11 protein-coding genes and 1 tRNA gene are annotated in these 16,236 nt (G+C 58.9%); 3 read left to right on the plus strand and 9 right to left on the minus strand.

Annotated features, from left to right (window positions below; all coding sequences use genetic code 11):
- Positions 1-3: 3 nt before the first annotated feature.
- Positions 4-4,635, minus strand: a complete 4,632-nt coding sequence (bcsA, locus tag OHL21_RS11595; protein ID WP_317889974.1) for a UDP-forming cellulose synthase catalytic subunit — start codon at positions 4,633-4,635, stop codon at positions 4-6.
- Positions 4,569-6,656, minus strand: coding sequence for a cellulose synthase operon protein YhjQ/BcsQ (locus tag OHL21_RS11600; protein ID WP_263417433.1), 2,088 nt, complete (start codon positions 6,654-6,656; stop codon positions 4,569-4,571). The genes bcsA and OHL21_RS11600 overlap by 67 nt, the downstream gene beginning before the upstream one ends.
- Before the next feature lie 242 nt (positions 6,657-6,898).
- Here OHL21_RS11600 and OHL21_RS11605 point away from each other — a divergent pair.
- Positions 6,899-6,974, plus strand: a tRNA-Lys gene (locus tag OHL21_RS11605).
- Between the two features lie 289 nt (positions 6,975-7,263).
- Here the strand turns inward: OHL21_RS11605 and OHL21_RS11610 are convergent.
- Genes OHL21_RS11610 through OHL21_RS11620 form a run of 3 tightly spaced genes read right to left on the minus strand, consistent with a single transcriptional unit; the run spans position 7,264 to position 11,110 of the window.
- A complete protein-coding gene (locus OHL21_RS11610) occupies positions 7,264-8,469 on the minus strand; it encodes an ATP-grasp domain-containing protein (protein ID WP_263417434.1) in 1,206 nt (401 codons plus the stop codon).
- A 43-nt stretch (positions 8,470-8,512) separates the two neighbouring features.
- The gene (gene hldE / locus OHL21_RS11615; protein WP_263417435.1) at positions 8,513-9,982 is read right to left on the minus strand and encodes a bifunctional D-glycero-beta-D-manno-heptose-7-phosphate kinase/D-glycero-beta-D-manno-heptose 1-phosphate adenylyltransferase HldE; all 1,470 of its coding nucleotides are present in this window, start codon (positions 9,980-9,982) and stop codon (positions 8,513-8,515) included.
- A gap of 45 nt (positions 9,983-10,027) precedes the next feature.
- A complete protein-coding gene (locus tag OHL21_RS11620) occupies positions 10,028-11,110 on the minus strand; it encodes a glycosyltransferase family 9 protein (RefSeq protein WP_263417436.1) in 1,083 nt (360 codons plus the stop codon).
- A 23-nt stretch (positions 11,111-11,133) separates the two neighbouring features.
- Here OHL21_RS11620 and OHL21_RS11625 point away from each other — a divergent pair, with 23 nt between their 5' ends.
- Together OHL21_RS11625 and OHL21_RS11630 are read left to right on the plus strand one after the other, a co-directional pair.
- Positions 11,134-11,748, plus strand: a complete 615-nt coding sequence (locus OHL21_RS11625) for a DUF4254 domain-containing protein (protein WP_263417437.1) — start codon at positions 11,134-11,136, stop codon at positions 11,746-11,748.
- Between the two features lie 114 nt (positions 11,749-11,862).
- Positions 11,863-12,420 carry a TPR end-of-group domain-containing protein gene (locus OHL21_RS11630; protein WP_263417438.1) on the plus strand — a complete coding sequence of 186 codons (558 nt, stop codon included), beginning with the start codon at positions 11,863-11,865 and terminating at the stop codon, positions 12,418-12,420.
- A gap of 75 nt (positions 12,421-12,495) precedes the next feature.
- Here the strand turns inward: OHL21_RS11630 and OHL21_RS11635 are convergent, their stop codons facing one another.
- The 4 genes from OHL21_RS11635 to OHL21_RS11650 form a co-directional block, all read right to left on the minus strand.
- Positions 12,496-13,272 carry a response regulator transcription factor gene (locus tag OHL21_RS11635; protein WP_263417439.1) on the minus strand — a complete coding sequence of 259 codons (777 nt, stop codon included), beginning with the start codon at positions 13,270-13,272 and terminating at the stop codon, positions 12,496-12,498.
- 2 nt (positions 13,273-13,274) lie between these two features.
- Positions 13,275-13,610: a PilZ domain-containing protein gene (locus OHL21_RS11640; RefSeq protein ID WP_263417440.1), complete on the minus strand. Its 336-nt coding sequence runs from the start codon at positions 13,608-13,610 to the stop codon at positions 13,275-13,277.
- A 118-nt stretch (positions 13,611-13,728) separates the two neighbouring features.
- Complete coding sequence (locus OHL21_RS11645) at positions 13,729-14,940, minus strand: hypothetical protein (protein ID WP_263417441.1); 1,212 nt, start codon at positions 14,938-14,940, stop codon at positions 13,729-13,731.
- Positions 14,941-15,128: 188 nt separating this feature from the next.
- The gene (locus tag OHL21_RS11650) at positions 15,129-16,085 is read right to left on the minus strand and encodes a 3-keto-disaccharide hydrolase (RefSeq protein WP_263417442.1); all 957 of its coding nucleotides are present in this window, start codon (positions 16,083-16,085) and stop codon (positions 15,129-15,131) included.
- Between the last annotated feature and the right edge of the window lie 151 nt (positions 16,086-16,236).

The raw sequence follows: 16,236 nt of genomic DNA on the forward strand, positions 1-16,236 counted from the left end.
TCTTTACTCGCCCTGCAGGCGGACTCTGGCCCGGTGCCGCAACCATACCCGGATGAGGCCGGCCATCAGGAAGGAGAAGCCCATGACCAGGATCACTACCGTCCAGGAGAACTGCGTGAAGAACAGCTTCAGCCTCGCCCAGAGCGACAGATAACCCACGTGGTAGACATAGTTGCCAATGCGATATGACGAAAACTTCTCGCCATGCAGCACGCTGACCGACTGCGCAATATCCGACGACTGAGAGTCCCGAAGGAAGGTCGTCAGAAACTGCGGAATCACTGAGTGATCCCGCGCTGCAATCACCACGACAGATCTGCCTGAGTTGTTCGGCCACTCGATGCCTTCGAGGATCGTGTCCGGCAGGCCGCCGGCCATCGTCAGCTCTCCGGTCTGCACGTGGTCGCTCGAACGCACCTTCCACCAAGCATTCTGCAACGGCGTGAAGAAGCCCTGCGTATCCTGCACATGCAAGCCGCCGCCGTCGATGCGCACCGGAAGATCGTTCTTCAGCATGCTCAGAGCCGGCTGATCTTCAACTGTTCCAAGAACGATGTAATCCTTCTTGGAGTCGCGCTTCATTCCGTCGGCCGTCACAACCGTAACATCGGTGGCCGGATAGCCGGTCTGCGCTCCGAAGTGTCCCATCAACGTCAGGTACTCTTCGATCTCGTCGGTCTGCGCGTTATCGGGAATGACGACGGCGGTCTCTGACAGATCCTTCATGCGGGTGAAGGGATATCCGGCATTGGCGAAGAGCTCGAGATTCGGCAGCACCGCCCAGTGAGGAATATCGCGGATATCGAGATAAGAACCCTTCAGGATTGCGCCCTGCAGATTCAGCGGAGCGGTGTCCTGACACTTCCCCTTCTTCGCAATCTGGAAGACGAACTTCAGCATCAGCGAATTAGAGAAGGGCCGCATATTCACGACCGGCACTGGAATGGGTGTCTCCAGAATCGCGCTGGCCTTGTCCTGATGCGGCATCGGCGTCGAGCTGACATACGCGCCGTTCATATAGACCTGCAGCGTGCTTTCATTGGCCAGCGGTACCGGGTTGTAGCGGTACTCCATGTGGAACCCGAGATTCTGCTTCGCCACGCAGTCGTAGCAAAGATCCGGAGGCACACGCATGTAGACGCCCAGGGGGACGCTGCCATCGCCCTGCAACTCGGCCTGCTGTGTGATATCTCCCACCGTGCGGAGCTGATCGGTCGGCAGCCATCGCGGAGCATCATCCGGTTGGCTGGCAGCCGGATGTTTCACCTGCACGCTCACCTGGCCTCCCTGCCACATGGACCGCTGCAGTGCTAATCCCATCGCGGCCTTCACCGTGTCTTCTGCGCTGTCGCCTGTAAGGATCAGCACCTTTGAGTAGGGATCGCTCGGATTCGTTCGCATGGCCACCGTGGGGCCACTACTTCCCGTAACACTTAAAGCCGCGGGTAACTCAGACGCATTCTCACTGATGACGATCGCGTTCCCCTGAGGAATGGTCCCAAAAGAGACAGGGAAACGTACCGGGCGGTAGTCGGTAAGAATGCCGAAGTACGAAGCGACGATACCTGCGGCCTGCAAACCTTTCGGCGTGGGCTGCGAAAGAAAGACGATCGGGATCGACGGATGCAGATTCACCGCGGCATCGTAGAACGGCAGCGGCAGCAGCTTGAGATCGTCCTGCAGCGGCAGCAGATTGCCGGCCAACTCGATCGTCGTGGTGGTGTCCACGTGGCTCCACAGCGTGGAGTGTGACGGATCTTCGCACTGCAGCGTGTAGTGCCCGACGAACTCGAAGGTGATCTGGTTGTCATGCACCAGCATCTCCGCCGGCAGGGTCAGTGTCGCTTCCAGCAGAGCGTTATTCTCGAAAGAACGTGCATTGCTCAGGCTGTTCTGCGCCGCGATCTTCTGCTCGGGAGTCAGATCGGCCGGCTCACCTACAAAGTTCGGCTGGGTTGTCACCGGCAAGGTTGCAAACAACGTGCCGTTCACGCTCACCTTCAGGTGACTGATCGCCGGCAGCAGGCCGGGCGAAAAGTGATACCTCAGGTGCATCGTCGCCGACTTTACGACCTGGTTCTGCGGAATTGAAAAGTAGGTCGAGTGATAGGCATCGACACCACGCAGCACGATGGTGTCGGGAACACCAATATCCGAGAGCGTAAAGATATTGTCGAACTGTCCCGGAGGAACCGGGCGAGCCTGCACACCGCCATCATGTCCGGGCAACTGGGCCTGAGGAGCGCCGGTGGGCGCTACTCCTCCTCCGTTTGCATTCGGAGAGGTCGCCGGCAGCATTGGCCGGGCCTGCGCCTGAGCCTTGCCCGCGCCCATCAGCATCGCTGCCAGCACCAGCACAGGAGCAACACTGGCTGCCATCTTCTCTGTCGTCTTCTTCTTCATCAGGCCCTTAACTGTCTGCTGCAGACCAAATATCGCCAGCCGGAAAATTCTCATAAGACTCACCAGCGGCTTATCAATTTCACGAGACTCGCCCCAGCCAAGCCAGGTATCGGCGCGCGAGTACAGCACCATCGTCAGCGCCTCTTCTTCCTCAATCGTCAGCGAATCGAACTGCGCGCGAAGCTGTACGCCGTCGTACCACACCACTGTGGCGGGAAGTTCGGCATCGCCATCCAGTACGGGGAAGACAACCTTGATGTTGTCGCCGGCATGGAGCGTTGCATTGCCATCCACGTTCATCTGCAGACCACCGCTGGAGATATCAGCGGTAAGACCGGAGATCACCGCACCATCCGGAGTAATGACGTCCGCCGGCACACTCATCGTGATACGCACGGTCTGACGCCGCTGCTGGCTCTCCCACGCCACAGCCGTCGCTACGCCCAGAATCATGATCGAGAAGAACGTCCAGATTACGTTCATCCAGATCGTGCCCGGGTGTGTGCCGTCATACAGTCCGCTTAGATAGTTGAACGGAAAAGGAAGCGTGGGCGAAAAGTAGAAGTAGCGCGGAATCGCCATCAGCAGACCGATGACGTTCAGCACCAGCATCACCAGAAATGGCTGCGCAATGCGGGAGTCAAAGAACCTGCGATTAACCACGCCGCCCTTCGCCGTCACATTGAACGCCCCCAGCTTAGGGTTAATCAACGCCATCATCGTCGGCAGAAAGATATACGGCGCCAGCACGGTCTCGTAGATCTCATTCCAGAACGAGTGCCGGTGCTGTCCCTGGATACGCGAGTTGGTAATGCTTGAGAGCACCAGGTGCGGGAAGGCATACGCCAGAATCGCAGCCCAGTAGCCAGGGATATTGGTGTGACCAAGGATCAGGTAGATCAGAGGCGCGGTCAAAAAGATCAGACGCGGCAGACCATACAAGAAGTGCGACATCGCGTTGAAGTAGCAGAGGCGCTGCGCCGGCTTTAGTCCCTTGGCAAAGAGCGGATTGTCCGTACGCATGACCTGGATCATGCCGCGCGCCCATCGGATGCGCTGCTTGACGTGGCCGCTCAGGCGCTCCGTTGCAAGGCCGGCTGCCTGCGGAATGTTGATGTAGGCCGTGTTCCAGCCGTTGATCTGCATACGCAGTGAGGTGTGCGCGTCTTCCGTGACCGTCTCGACCGCGATGCCGCCGATCTCATCCAGAGCTTCGCGGCGCAGTACCGCACAACTTCCGCAGAAGAAGGTGGCGTTCCAGAAGTCATTACCATCCTGCACAATGCCGTAGAACAGCTCGCCTTCGTTCGGAATGACGCGGAACTGTCCCAGGTTGCGCTCGAACGGATCGGGCGAATAGAAGTGGTGCGGCGTCTGCAGCATCGCCAGCTTGCGGTCGCGCAGGAACCATCCCACTGTTACCTGCAGGAAGCTGCGCGTCGGCACGTGGTCGCAATCGAAGATCGCTACCAAAGGAGCACTCAGGCGCTTCAGCGCGCGATTAATATTGCCGGCCTTCGCATGCGTGTTATCGTCACGCGTCATGTAGCCGATACCGGCCTCTTCACAGAACGAACGAAACTCTTCGCGCTTTCCGTCGTCAAGGATGTAGACGTTCAGCTTGTCCGCCGGCCAGTCGATGTTCATGGCCGCAAGCGCGGTGTAACGCACCACGCTGAGCGGCTCGTTGTACGTCGGAATCAGCAGGTCGACCTCGGGCCACTCATTCGGATCCTCCGGTAGAGGCACCGGTGTGCGGCGCAAAGGCCAGATGGTCTGCAGATAGCCAAGATAGAGGATCAGGAAAGCGTAGGTCTCCGCAAAGCAGAGCGTCAGGATGAAAAAGGCATCCAGCGGTCCCCACTTCGTTCCGGGGTCCTGGAAGAACTCCACCACTGTTGCGATACGCCAGTAGCCATAGCGGAAGGTCGAAAAGACCGACGCGAGCATCAGGGTCAGAGTGACCAGGTAGCTGCGGGAGCTCCGGTCCATCCATACACCAATCAGCACCGTCAGCAGACCAAGTACAGCCTGCTGCGGCCACGACAACCGGAGCATGCCTGTTGTTCCCAGAACGAAAACGCCGCCCAGGATCACGAGCACCCGAACCAACTTCATTACCAGACTGTCGCCAGTCTCAAACTCACGCCACGCACCGGTATGCGTCATCGTTCCGTCCACCTTGCTCCGCGGAATCCGGCTGTTGCCGGCGCGGTAGCCGCGCGCACCCACGTTGCGACATTCATGAAGTCTTCAGAGACAGGGCTCGACGGAGCATAGTCGATCACCGTCATGCCCTCTGCCAGAGCCTCACTCACCGCCGGATTCCGGCGAATGGTAAAGGGCAGAAGACGATCGCCAACCAACTGACGCATCACCTCACGCACATCCAGGTGCAGCGGCAGCGAAGAATCGAACTGATTCAGAACATAGTTCGGCCGTACCGGACGCCCGTCGGCATCCGTAACACCGTGGAAGAACTTCTCCACCGCCTGCAGACTGATGACCGAGTTCATGTCGGGAGCCAGAGGCACAATGACCGTAGGGTTCAACCGCCCCAGGCGGCGCAGCAGCCAGCTCGAGCCGGAGCTGAGATCCACGATCATGCGATGAGCTCCCTGGCTGTTACGGGCGATCTCATCCATCACCCACTCCTGAGTTGCCTGATCATTGCCCTTCTGGTCGAGCTCATAGTTCACCAGATAGATGGGAGCATCAGTGCTTCCAGGCGGCGGAGAGAAGGTCCGCACTACGCTCGGACGCAGTTCACGCGCACCGAAATAGAACGGCAGCAGGCCATGGGATGTGGTATCGGTGAGCAGTACCTTCTCGCCCATGCTGGACATGGCCCGGCCGAGTGTAGCCACCATGCTGGTCTTACCGACACCGCCGGCGAGAGAAAAGATGACGAGGGTCGGAACGCGGTACTCCTGCTTACGCGCAGGCTGCGGCTCATTCTGTTCCTGCGAATGATCGAACACACCCTTCAGCGCAAACCAGCGCGAGGCAACACGCTCACGCGAGTGCTGCAATGTATCGGGCACTGGCTGGGGCTCTTGCTGCACGGGCTGAGGCTGGGGACGCTGCTGGCGGTCTTCGCCATACAGCCATGCCGGACGCACCGGACCCTGTTCCCGCTGTGCTGCCGGCATCATGCCACTCTGCCGCACCGGAGCAGGGCGATACATTGGCTGGACCGGTTCACGCTTCTCGGGCATCGTCTCAACGCGTTCCTGCGGAGGATAGTTTTTAAGCGGCGTCTCGTGGACGGGTGGCAATGTAACCTCGCGAGGCTGTGGCTCTTGCCGAGGCATCGGAGGAGCAGGAATAAAGTTACGGACCGGTTCGGCAGGTGGCTCTGGCACATCCGGGCGCGGAGGCATGGTTGCCGGGCGCTCTTCATAATGCGGCATGGGGCTCTCCGGAGCTGGGATAAAGCTGCGCTGGGGCGCCTGGTAACGCGGCTCTTCGCGATATGCGTTCATCTGCGCTGTCGGGATATCCGGATGATAGCCGCGCCGCGGCTGCTGCTCCTGCGAGGCTGCCGGCTGTTCGGCAATACGCTCGGGCTGCCTGGGCGTCACCGGGTCAACGATGGGGACCTTCTTCATGCCCGATGAAAACCCGGGCTGCACGCGCACGGCCGCGCGAATTGCGGAGCTCTGCCGCAAAGCAGCAGCACGCTCGGCAGAAGAGGTGTGCGGGCGATGAATATGGTGCTCGACCTCCACGTCGTGCACGGGCTTGCTGTACGGATCACTGATCTCGCCTGGGACGGCGGGTTGAGGCTGTTCGTTCGGCCAGCGACGCTGCTGCAGCTCGGCATGCGCGTGGGCTTCGGCCGCCTCGCGTTCGGCACGGCGGGCCGCAGCCTCCGCCGCAGCGGCAGCTTCGGCATGACGCGCTGCCTCCAGTCGATCCTGCGCAGCCTTCTGCGCCTGCCGCGCGCTCTCAGCAGCAACAGCAGCTCTTTGTGTCTCTTCCGCGTCAGCCGCTTCCTGTGAGAGCTTCTCAGCAACTTCCTCTTCGTGGCGCGCGGCCTCTTCTGCTTCTACCTTCGCCTTCTCTTCCGCTTCGCGCGCGGCTTCTGCGGCGCGATGCTTCATCTGGGCGCGGAACTCACGCCGCGACGCCGAAAAGTCACGATACTTCGCACCCTGCAGATTCGCCCACGAGTACAGTACGGCGACGTCTTCAGGGGTCTCGTCCGCAGCTTTCTGCTCTCCACTCCGCTCCGGATTGTTGCTGTCCATAACTGCTCCTTGAGCCTCATGTGTCGTAAACCGGCCAGCCAATCCTGCCCGGAAAAGACACACTTTTCCGCAATTGTTCGATCTAATGCCCTGAGCGTACTGAGCTTAAGAACCCAAGTCAATCACCAGCGGATGCTACTTAAGTGTCAGAAACCACGCATTTTGAGCCTCATGGAAAGAGTCTTTCCATAGGGCTGGGTCACCCTGAACATGCCTCATTTGTGCTACCTTGAAGAAAGTGCGAGAGCGTAGCTCAGTTGGTAGAGCATCGCCCTTTTAAGGCGCTGGTCCTGGGTTCGAGCCCCAGCGCTCTCACCACTCTTCCTTCGCTTTTCTTCTCGACTCAGGCGATTCTACCCACTCCGTGGGCGGCCTGAACCGCACAGTAGTACCCATCTGGGCACGAATCCTGAACGTTACCTGCCGGGCACGGATCTGTCTGGGATGGGAGGCCATCTTTCTACCCTTCGGTGAGCCGGGAAGGAATGTATCGCGCTATGCCGAGTCGCACAAGAACATCGGTAGAGAAGCAGATTCTCCGCTACGGCTTCACCCCAGCCAGCAACGCTGTCCGGGGACCCGAACGCTCCGAAATGACAAACGAACTCTAGCCTACCGGTCTGTCAGGGACTGGTGCGGTAGCGCAGAAACGTTCCAGGAACTCCGCCGCATATTGCTGCAGCAGTGTGTTCACCCGCTCCGCGCTCTCAGAGGCCACGATCAGCCCGGCGTGATGATGGCGCTTCAGCGTCTCAACCACCTCCGGTGCATCGAACGGCGAGAGATCCGGCTCCGCCATCTTTGCCAGGCATAGCACGCTGCCGGCATAGAGGCTCTTGAGGCGAGGCAGGTCATACTCATTTCCGGACATCGATGCGACCTCGATCTTCGCCCATTCTCGCCACAGATTGATCCCGGTAGAGTGCTCGATGACATCCGCGATATATGCTCCGCCAACGCGGGCGGCCGATTCCAGGAAGTAAAACTCGCCATCCTCGTCTGCCTTGATGAACTCGGTATGGGTCACGCCGCTCACCATCCCCAACGCAGGTATAAGGGTTCCGTGAGCCTCGATCAGCATACGGGCGTCCAGACTATCGCGGTGGATAGCGCGTGTGGTGAACACGCCGCCTTCATGCATCACCTTCATCGGCGGAGCACCGTACTGATGTACAGCATTGAAAAGGATGCGGTGCTTCCAGGTCACGCCATCCACATGGAAGACCTCGCCCGGAACAAATCGTTCCAGGAGATAGTGGCTCTGCTTATCGCCAAGCTCATCCAGCAACGGCCAAAGATGCTGCGCCTGATGAATCTTCTGAATCCCAATCGCAGAGGCGCTGGAACGCGGCTTCAGCAGCCAGGGTCCCGGAACGCTCTGCATAAACTCCCGCAGATCCTCGTAGTTCAGAACCGGCGTAAACTCCGGTACAAGCACACCTGCTCTCTGAGCACGCTGCCGCATCGCCAGCTTGTCGCGAAAGAAGCGTGTAGTCGACTGCCCCATTCCCGGCAGACGCATATGCTCCCGGATCAGCGCAGCCGCTTCGAGGTCGAACTCGTCCAGCGCGACAATGCGATCAATGCGCTGGTGCCTTGCCCGATAGGTCACCGTATTCAGCACCTGTTCCGGGGTAAGCCCCTCGGGCATCGTCATCACGTCGGCCAGGGCCTCGCGCGGCCACGAGGCGTCCTTCAGCTTTTCGACCGTCAATAGCAAGACGTTGCAGCCGAGCCTCGCGGCCTCGCTGAGAAACGCCTTGCCCTTCTCATAGCTGCTGATGCACAGAATCGTCTCTCTGCCGTCGCTCATAGCATTCCTCTTGCCGGTCACCATTAGAGCTGCAGGGCGGAGTTCAGCAGACGCCCGTAAGCTTCTTTACGATGTTGGTCGTTGAGAACCCGGCTACGGTTGGCACGATCTCGACACGGCCTCCCGCTGCAATGACATCTTCATGGCCCACAACCGTCTCGATGGTGTAGTCGCCACCTTTCACCAGAACGCTCGGCTTCAATTCACGGATCAGTTCCAGAGGCGTGTCTTCATCAAACAACACAACGGCATCGACCGCGGCCAGCGCCGCCATCACGCGAGCGCGTTCCTGCTCTCCCACGACCGGACGCGTTGGCCCCTTCAGGCGCTGCACGCTGGCATCGGTATTCAGACCTACGACGAGCTTGCTGCCGAACCGCCGGCAGTCCTCGAGCAGCGTGATGTGTCCAACGTGCAACAGGTCAAAACATCCGTTGGTGAAGACGATGGTTTCGCCGGCGGAACGCCACTCCTCGACACGGCGCTTCACGCGGTCCCGATCGAGCACACGTTCATCCGACCGCAGGTTCTGGCTCGGCGTCAGCAGCTCAACCAGTTCGCCGGAAGTGATGGGCACAGTGCCAACCTTGGCGATAACAATGCCGGCAGCCAGATTCGCCAGCTCGATCGCCGTCTCAACCTTCAGACCACCAGCCAGGCTGGCCGCAAGTGTGGCAATGACTGTATCTCCCGCACCGGAGACATCGAAGACCTCACGTGCCCGGGCCGGCGAGTGATAGGTGTATCCAGGCCGTACGATCCGGATTCCTTTCTCGCTCATCGTGACCGTCAGGTATTCGAACTCGTGCTCCACCACCTGCTTCTCCGCGGCATGCAACAGGGCGTCCACCTCATTGGAAGGAACTCCCGTTGCCTGCGACAGCTCATTCAAGTTTGGGCAGACGGTCGTTGCTCCGGAGTACTTGCCCAGGTCACGTGTCTTCGGATCCACAAGCACTGGAATCGCGCGGTCGCGTGCGGCGCGGATCACAGCCTTGCACAATTGCTCGGAAAGCGCGCCTTTGGCGTAGTCACTGAGGATGACAGCGTCCGCATGCGCGACTGCTGCAACAGAGGTGTCAATCAGGCGCTGCAGTTCCTCAGGGGAGGGCTTCTTCTGGCTTTCGATATCGAGCCGCAACATCTGCTGGGTGCGCGCCACGATACGGGTCTTCGAGATGGTAGGCAGGCTGCCTGTGATGACCGGGCCATAGTTCACGCCCTCCTGATCGAGCAACGCAGCCAGTTCTTCCTTTTCACGGTCGGCGCCCCAGAATCCTGCAAGCGTGGCGTGTAGGCCTAGTCCGGCAAGGTTCATCGCCACATTTGCGGCGCCGCCGGCCCGTTCATACCGCTGTGCATGGCGCAACACCGGTACGGGAGCTTCGGGCGAGATGCGCTCCACCTCGCCATGAATGTAACGATCGAGCATGATGTCGCCCACAACCAGAACCCGGAGGTCGGAAAAACCGCCCTCCAGCAACCCGAGCACCTCATGAACCTGCGGAAGCATCGTCTCTCCTTCTCCTCATCATCATCGCATCCCGGTCACAATCCATCATTTCGCCACTGTTGACAGAGCAGCACGCACCTCGTGCATCACCTCGTCTACAGTGATTGACATCAGGCACTTCCTTTTCTGGACAATGCAGGTCTCCAGATTGCATCCATAGCAGTCAACCTTGTGATATATCACCCTGTGTCCCGGGCCATAGGGGAACCAGACTGCCGGCTTATTGCGAGCGGCGAAGATCGCCACACATGGTGTTTGCACCGCTGCTGCAAGATGCATTGGACCCGAGTCGTGGCCGACAAACAACCTGGCATGAGCAAGTGCCGCGGCGCTCTCACGTGGGGTTAGCTTGCCGCAGAGATTCACCACCGGACCTCCGCCAGCTGCGCGCCATCCATCGGCTGCCGCTTCACTGACTGCACTTTCTTCTGGAGCTCCTACAAGAGCCAGACCGAACTCCGGATAAGCCGCGCCTATCTGCGCCAGCAGACCGCGCCAGTTCTCTACGCCCCAGTCCTTTGCCTGCATCTTGGTGCCAACGCTGGCAGCGATAACCGGACGCTCGCCCAAAGGCTGCAGCAGAGCCGCAGTCTTGTCCTTTTCCGCAGGCACAAGCTCCAGATCCCAGCTTGCGGCATCGTCCAGATGCGCATCGCCCAACTCGGCGATATTCCTCGCATGTTTAGCCGCCTCCGGCTCGTAGATGCCATTTTCGTCCAGACGATTCTGCTGCATGTCTTCGGTCAAGGGAAGGCCCACAAACTTCTTCACCCCGGCTAGACGAAAGAACGCGGCATCGCGCTTCGCGTTGGCGAGACCACGGCCGGCTGCAAGATAGACAAAGACATCGGGCTTGAACCGTCGTATCTCCCAGGCCAGCTTCGCCAACGCAAGAGGACTTCGTGTTCCTACCTGATAGTGCATGTATCCATGAATCAGCCCCGTGGAGCCCAGAACCGCCGCTGCCGCAGGAGCCTTGCTGCTTATAGGCCAATTCGTCAACATGCGCCGCTCAGCGTTTGGAAATGCCCGCGCGATAAGACGCAGGCAAGGAAGAACAATGAGCGTATCCCCAAGACTTCCCAGACGATAGACCAGCACTCGCTTTGCATCGAAATTTGGAGTCATTACACATAGAATATCCGCTTAGCATGTCTGTTCTGTTACTCGATGCGTTCGCCATCACCGCGGCCCAGGATCTTCAGACCAAAAACTGGCATCTGCCCGAGCCTTCGCGCACCACGCCGGCGGACCCTTTCGACGGCCTGCTCAGTCAGCTCCATCGAGCCAACTTTGACCTGTGGCACGAGGAAGACAGGGCCCGTGATCCCAACGCCAGTTCTGATCAGATTGCGATTACCAAACGAGCAATCGACATTTTGAACCAGCGCCGCAACGATGTTGTCGAACAGCTCGACCGCGCACTACTTGCTGCGCTGGCGCCACTCTCGTTACCCAACGCGGACGCGGCGCTGCACTCAGAGACGCCGGGGCTGATCCTTGACCGGCTCTCTATCCTTGCGCTCAAGATCTTCCATACTCAGGAGCAGATTGACCGCACCGACATTACCGAAGAGCATCGCTCCAGGAACCAGGCCCGCCTGGCGATGCTCACGGAACAACGCAACGATCTCGCGGGCTGCCTGGATGCTCTTTGGAGCGATATCACAACCGGTAGACGCCGCTTCAAACTCTACCGGCAGTTGAAGATGTACAACGATCCGACACTGAATCCTGTGCTCTATGCCCGCAGAAGCGTCTCGTGACAAGTTTGGCGTTTCTTGACCTGTGCGCGTATCCTGCGTATAAATCACCAACGACCCTTTTAGACGCTACCCCTTGCTCTTAACTCCGCGTCTGAATCAACTGGAACCGCAACCATGGCCACGACCAAAGCCAAAACAGCAAATAATATACGTCGCATGCCTCGCACCATCGCTGCCCAGCCCGCCCCCGATGCTGCTCGCCAGCAGGCCCTCGAACAGTTCTCTGCTGCCGTCCAGTTGATGCAGTCCGGTAAGTTCGATAAGGCTCTCGCCGCTTTTGAAAAGCTCCTTCCCGATGCGCCCTTCGAACTCGCAGATCGCATCCGCACCTTCCGTACCGCCTGTGCCAAGCAGACAGAGAAGGTCGCCGCCAAGTTTGCGTCAGAAGAAGAGCGCTGCGACTATGCCGTTGTTCTGTTGAACGACGGCAACTATGCCGACGCACGCGAACACTTCGATGAAATTCTAAAGAAGAACCCGCAGAGCGACTTCGCTCTCTACGGTCTGGCAGTGCTGTCGTCGATGACAGGAGACTTTACCGCCTGTCTGGAGCACCTGACCGCGGCTATCAGCATGAATCCGCAGCGCCGTATCCAGGCACGTTCTGACTCCGACTTTCAGGACATGGCCGACGATCCGCGGTTCACGGAACTGCTCTATCCCGAGACCTAAACCATTACGCATGCAAGAAAGAGAGGGCGTGGCCAGTGGCCACGCCCTTCTCTCTTTGATTCAGTAGAAAAGCTGTTAATTCGGCAGTGAAATCTCGGTGGTATTGGCCGGGCCGGAGGCGCCACCGTTTTCCGTGTCCTGCATGTAGCGCTTGAGCAACTGATGATGCAGGCAATAGAGAGCCAACTCCAGGCGATCGCTTACGCCCAGCTTGTCGTAGATCTTACGCAGGTAGTTCTTGATCACCTGTTCGGTAGTGCCTAGCTGGAAGGCGATCTCCTTGTTACGCATACCGCGCGTGATGCAGGAGATGATCGAAATCTCCTTGGGCGACAGGCGTGGCTGCACCTTCGGGTTGGTGAGAGTCGTCGCCTGTGCGCGATAGGCCTCGATGACCCAGTTGATCGACTGATTGTCGATCCAGGTCTCACCGGCCGCAATCTTGCGGACGCACTTCACGAGCAGATCGGGGGAGATGGATCGTGCCACGACACCGCGCACGCCGCGGCGATACAGTTCCACGGTATTCGCCTCATCAGTCTCCACCACCTGGACAATGATCTTGGCGTCCGGAGCTCGCTTGACCAGCTCGGGAATAGCGTCGATGGTGCCGGCGATCATCTGCCCTTCAAGCAACACCACATCGGTCGGATAGCGCTGCAGAGCCTGATAGAGATTGGGAAGATTCTCTGCCTGAGCGACGACACGGATATCGTCTTCAACGGCAAAGATCTTTCGCATCCCCACACGATAGATGGCCTGAGAGTCGGCCAGAATCACACGAATGGCGCTACCTGCACCGGTTTGTCCTTCAGTTACATCCACGTCCTGGATCGGTTCGTTCCCACTCATACTCAGCTAGCCTCAAGAGAATACTCATCGATCACCACAGCCGCTTTTTGTTCTGTTTCAGACTGCTGATGACGTACAACCCTGCCCACACAATGCACCTTGACATCCGTAGCCGTACCCATAATGGCGGACGGCATGGCCATCGTAAATTCCACCTTTGTGTCTACTCCAGGCAGCTTTCTCGCTACCAACAACAGGCCGCTGGCAGAAACGTTCTCTGTCATCGCCTCGAGGATGCCTTCGGGGGTCTGCAGACTCACTTGCAGCCGTAGGGGAAATCGCACGGCAGTGCGTACAGGGTCTTTCGTCAGAGCGAAGCTGGGAGGCAGATAGGACATACGATTTCTCCCGCGGAATTGGGGCCCTTGTAACCTCTTACCCTCTTCATGGTTACCACGGTGGACCCCAGTGTAACTCATTTACAAATACCCGCTACCTCAATTTTGAAACAAGAAGTTACCGTTTCGGGAAGAAGCCGGCGGAACCGCCGACCCAGGTTTTATCCTGGTTATGGTCGACTCCCATCATGAGTCCGCGTCCCATCCTGGCGAGACTGATCATCGGCTGCATCCGTTTTCCCTCCGGCCAGAGATAAAGAATCCGCACCTCAACCTGGGTTGCTCCCTCAGGTGTCTGAATGACCGGCTCAAACTGAACCCGCTCCTGCAACAGGTAATTCCGTCGATCCCCTTCCGGGATCGAGCGCAACACGGTCTCTTGTGGGGAAAACGTAATTCCTTTTCCTGCAAAGGAATACAACGGTTTCAGAATCCATTGCTCGCGTTTTTCAGGAAGCCGGTCGCGATCTTTGCCCGCCATCCAGTCATCCAAAAATACCGCGGCGGGAACCATTCGATGGCGCAGATATGGAAGCGAGAACTTGCTGATGCGGAAATACCAGTTCGGATGGCCGGCCCACTCGACCTCAAGTTCCTCCCGGTAGTCGAAGCCCGGGACGATTCCCTTCCGTTCCATCTCATCGACGATTGCCCGGTTGTAGATCCGTTTGACGGGAATCTCACGGCCATCGGATTCATACACCAGGCCCCGGCCACGCCGCTTCAGCGCGGTTACGTCCACGATCCGGATGCCCAGACGGTCCGCATGCACGTGGAAGTCCGGCAATGTCTTCTGCTCCGTGGGAGTCACGTCGGCCAGAACCACTTCTTCCGGATCATGAGAGCCGACAATCTCTTGCCGCAGCAGCTTCCAGTAGCCAGCCTCGTCCAGGCCTCCCAAAAACCAGGAACAGTCGTCGATTCCGAAGACCTCCGCATAGGCGCTGGATAGGACTGCCTGATAACCGAAGATGGACGGAAAGGCCTGCATCTCAACCAGGCGCGGCCGCAGTGTGCCGCCCGGCTCGCGAACCAGACCGAAATCGATGGCCAGGAAGAGAGGTTGACCGCTCTCCTGAGACACACGGTAGCGCTCCGGCACGGTTGCGGCAGAGTCCCGCATGTACTCAGGGTTTTCCGTCAGTTGCAGGGTAAGCTCCTCCCCCGCCTGCACCATCTCGTCGAGTGTCTCGCGGGCGAAGAAGCATGGCGTCTCCGCCATGCGGAACTGGACGCTGGCGCGTGTGCGCTCGTCCATCAACCGCTGCAACCGGCTGTATTTTTCCGAGGTAAACCCCGCGTTGAAGCGTTCCCGCCAGCCGGCCAGCATTCGATCTCTTCTCCCCGCAGACGCTTGAGCATTTTCCCTGTTGCCGGGTATTCCGGAAGGGGCGTGAAGCGGCGTTTTCATTGCGGAAAACGCCCATAGATCCGGAAGCCCTACACTACACCTGCAGGGAAAATGCTATCGCCCCGCACGAGGCGGGGCGATGCTGGCGCCTTGATGGCTAGCTTAGGTTACTTCAGCTCCTTGAGGTACACATTCCTTACCCAATATTCGCCAGTCGATTCCACTTCGATACCGAGCTTACCGCTGGCGCGGAAGTACTTCGGATCGAGATCGACGAATGAGGTGATGAGGTGACCGTTCATGAAGATCTGGGTCGTATTGCCCTTGGCAATGATCATGAACGAATTCCAGTCATCCTTCTTAAACCACTGATTCAGCTGATCCTTTTCCGCAATGGTCGCCGTCGCGAAGGTAGGCTTGCCAGGCTCTGCGAGGATAGCGTGTCCCGGGGGCGAGATGATGGAGCGGCCACCCTGCTCATAGAACATGCCTGACCACATGTTGCCGGCGTCGAAGTCGGCCTGTGGTCCAAAGAGATCCCACTTGGCCTGCGACTCCTTGCTTGGCGGAGTTCCGGGGTTCGCGCATGCCGGCGGACGCGGAGGCACCCCAGCCGGACGAGCTGCTCCCTGACCGGCGGCAGCGCCGGCGCCTGCAGCAGCCCCCGCAGGACGAGGAGCTCCCCCACCAGCCATCCGCTGACGCGGCGGATAGACCGTTCCTGTCGGCTTCTCTGTGAGATAGCTGCGGAACTGCATACCGCCGTTCACGCGTTCTGTCCCCTTGAAGTCGTACTTCAGGATGAAGTCGGCGGGCTCGCCTCCTTGCCACACCAGATACACCGTGCCGGTGGGGTGCTCGCAGGTCGGATGGATGTAGATAGCGCCATCCTTGACTGACCAGAGTGAGGTATCACCGTCCCAACCCTTCAGGCTGCTGCCATCGAAGAGGGGTGTGAAGCCGGTATTGTCGGTGTAGTCGTACGGCGCGGAACCACGCGGATTGAAGCCTGGCGGAAACGCAGGGGCGGCCTGACCGGCCGGAGCCTGTGAGACGGCCATTGGGGCTGCCAGCATGAGGGCAGCGGCGCCAAGGTGCAGTGGAATCGAAAACAGCTTCTTCATCGGTAGATAGCCTCCAGAGCTTACAAAATGAGTCGTCTCAGGTACAGACCCGAAATTTCCCTCTTCAAGACTGCGAACGGAATCCTACCCGAACGGAGTCAACTTCGCCTAGGGCATGTCATCAAATTCCTGCACAGGAATGGATGACACA

The organism is Terriglobus albidus (assembly GCF_025685425.1).
Taxonomy (GTDB): domain Bacteria; phylum Acidobacteriota; class Terriglobia; order Terriglobales; family Acidobacteriaceae; genus Terriglobus; species Terriglobus albidus.

What these genes read in the sequence shown, in the direction of transcription:
- OHL21_RS11640 (WP_263417440.1), bottom strand. Translation starts at nt 13,610, where the DNA reads ATGTCCTATCTGCCTCCCAGCTTCGCTCTGACGAAAGACCCTGTACGC.
- OHL21_RS11625 (WP_263417437.1), top strand. Translation starts at nt 11,134, where the DNA reads ATGTCTGTTCTGTTACTCGATGCGTTCGCCATCACCGCGGCCCAGGAT.
- hldE (WP_263417435.1), bottom strand. Translation starts at nt 9,982, where the DNA reads ATGCTTCCGCAGGTTCATGAGGTGCTCGGGTTGCTGGAGGGCGGTTTT.
- OHL21_RS11645 (WP_263417441.1), bottom strand. Translation starts at nt 14,940, where the DNA reads ATGCTGGCCGGCTGGCGGGAACGCTTCAACGCGGGGTTTACCTCGGAA.
- OHL21_RS11600 (WP_263417433.1), bottom strand. Translation starts at nt 6,656, where the DNA reads ATGGACAGCAACAATCCGGAGCGGAGTGGAGAGCAGAAAGCTGCGGAC.
- OHL21_RS11630 (WP_263417438.1), top strand. Translation starts at nt 11,863, where the DNA reads ATGGCCACGACCAAAGCCAAAACAGCAAATAATATACGTCGCATGCCT.
- OHL21_RS11620 (WP_263417436.1), bottom strand. Translation starts at nt 11,110, where the DNA reads ATGACTCCAAATTTCGATGCAAAGCGAGTGCTGGTCTATCGTCTGGGA.
- OHL21_RS11635 (WP_263417439.1), bottom strand. Translation starts at nt 13,272, where the DNA reads ATGAGTGGGAACGAACCGATCCAGGACGTGGATGTAACTGAAGGACAA.
- OHL21_RS11650 (WP_263417442.1), bottom strand. Translation starts at nt 16,085, where the DNA reads ATGAAGAAGCTGTTTTCGATTCCACTGCACCTTGGCGCCGCTGCCCTC.
- OHL21_RS11610 (WP_263417434.1), bottom strand. Translation starts at nt 8,469, where the DNA reads ATGAGCGACGGCAGAGAGACGATTCTGTGCATCAGCAGCTATGAGAAG.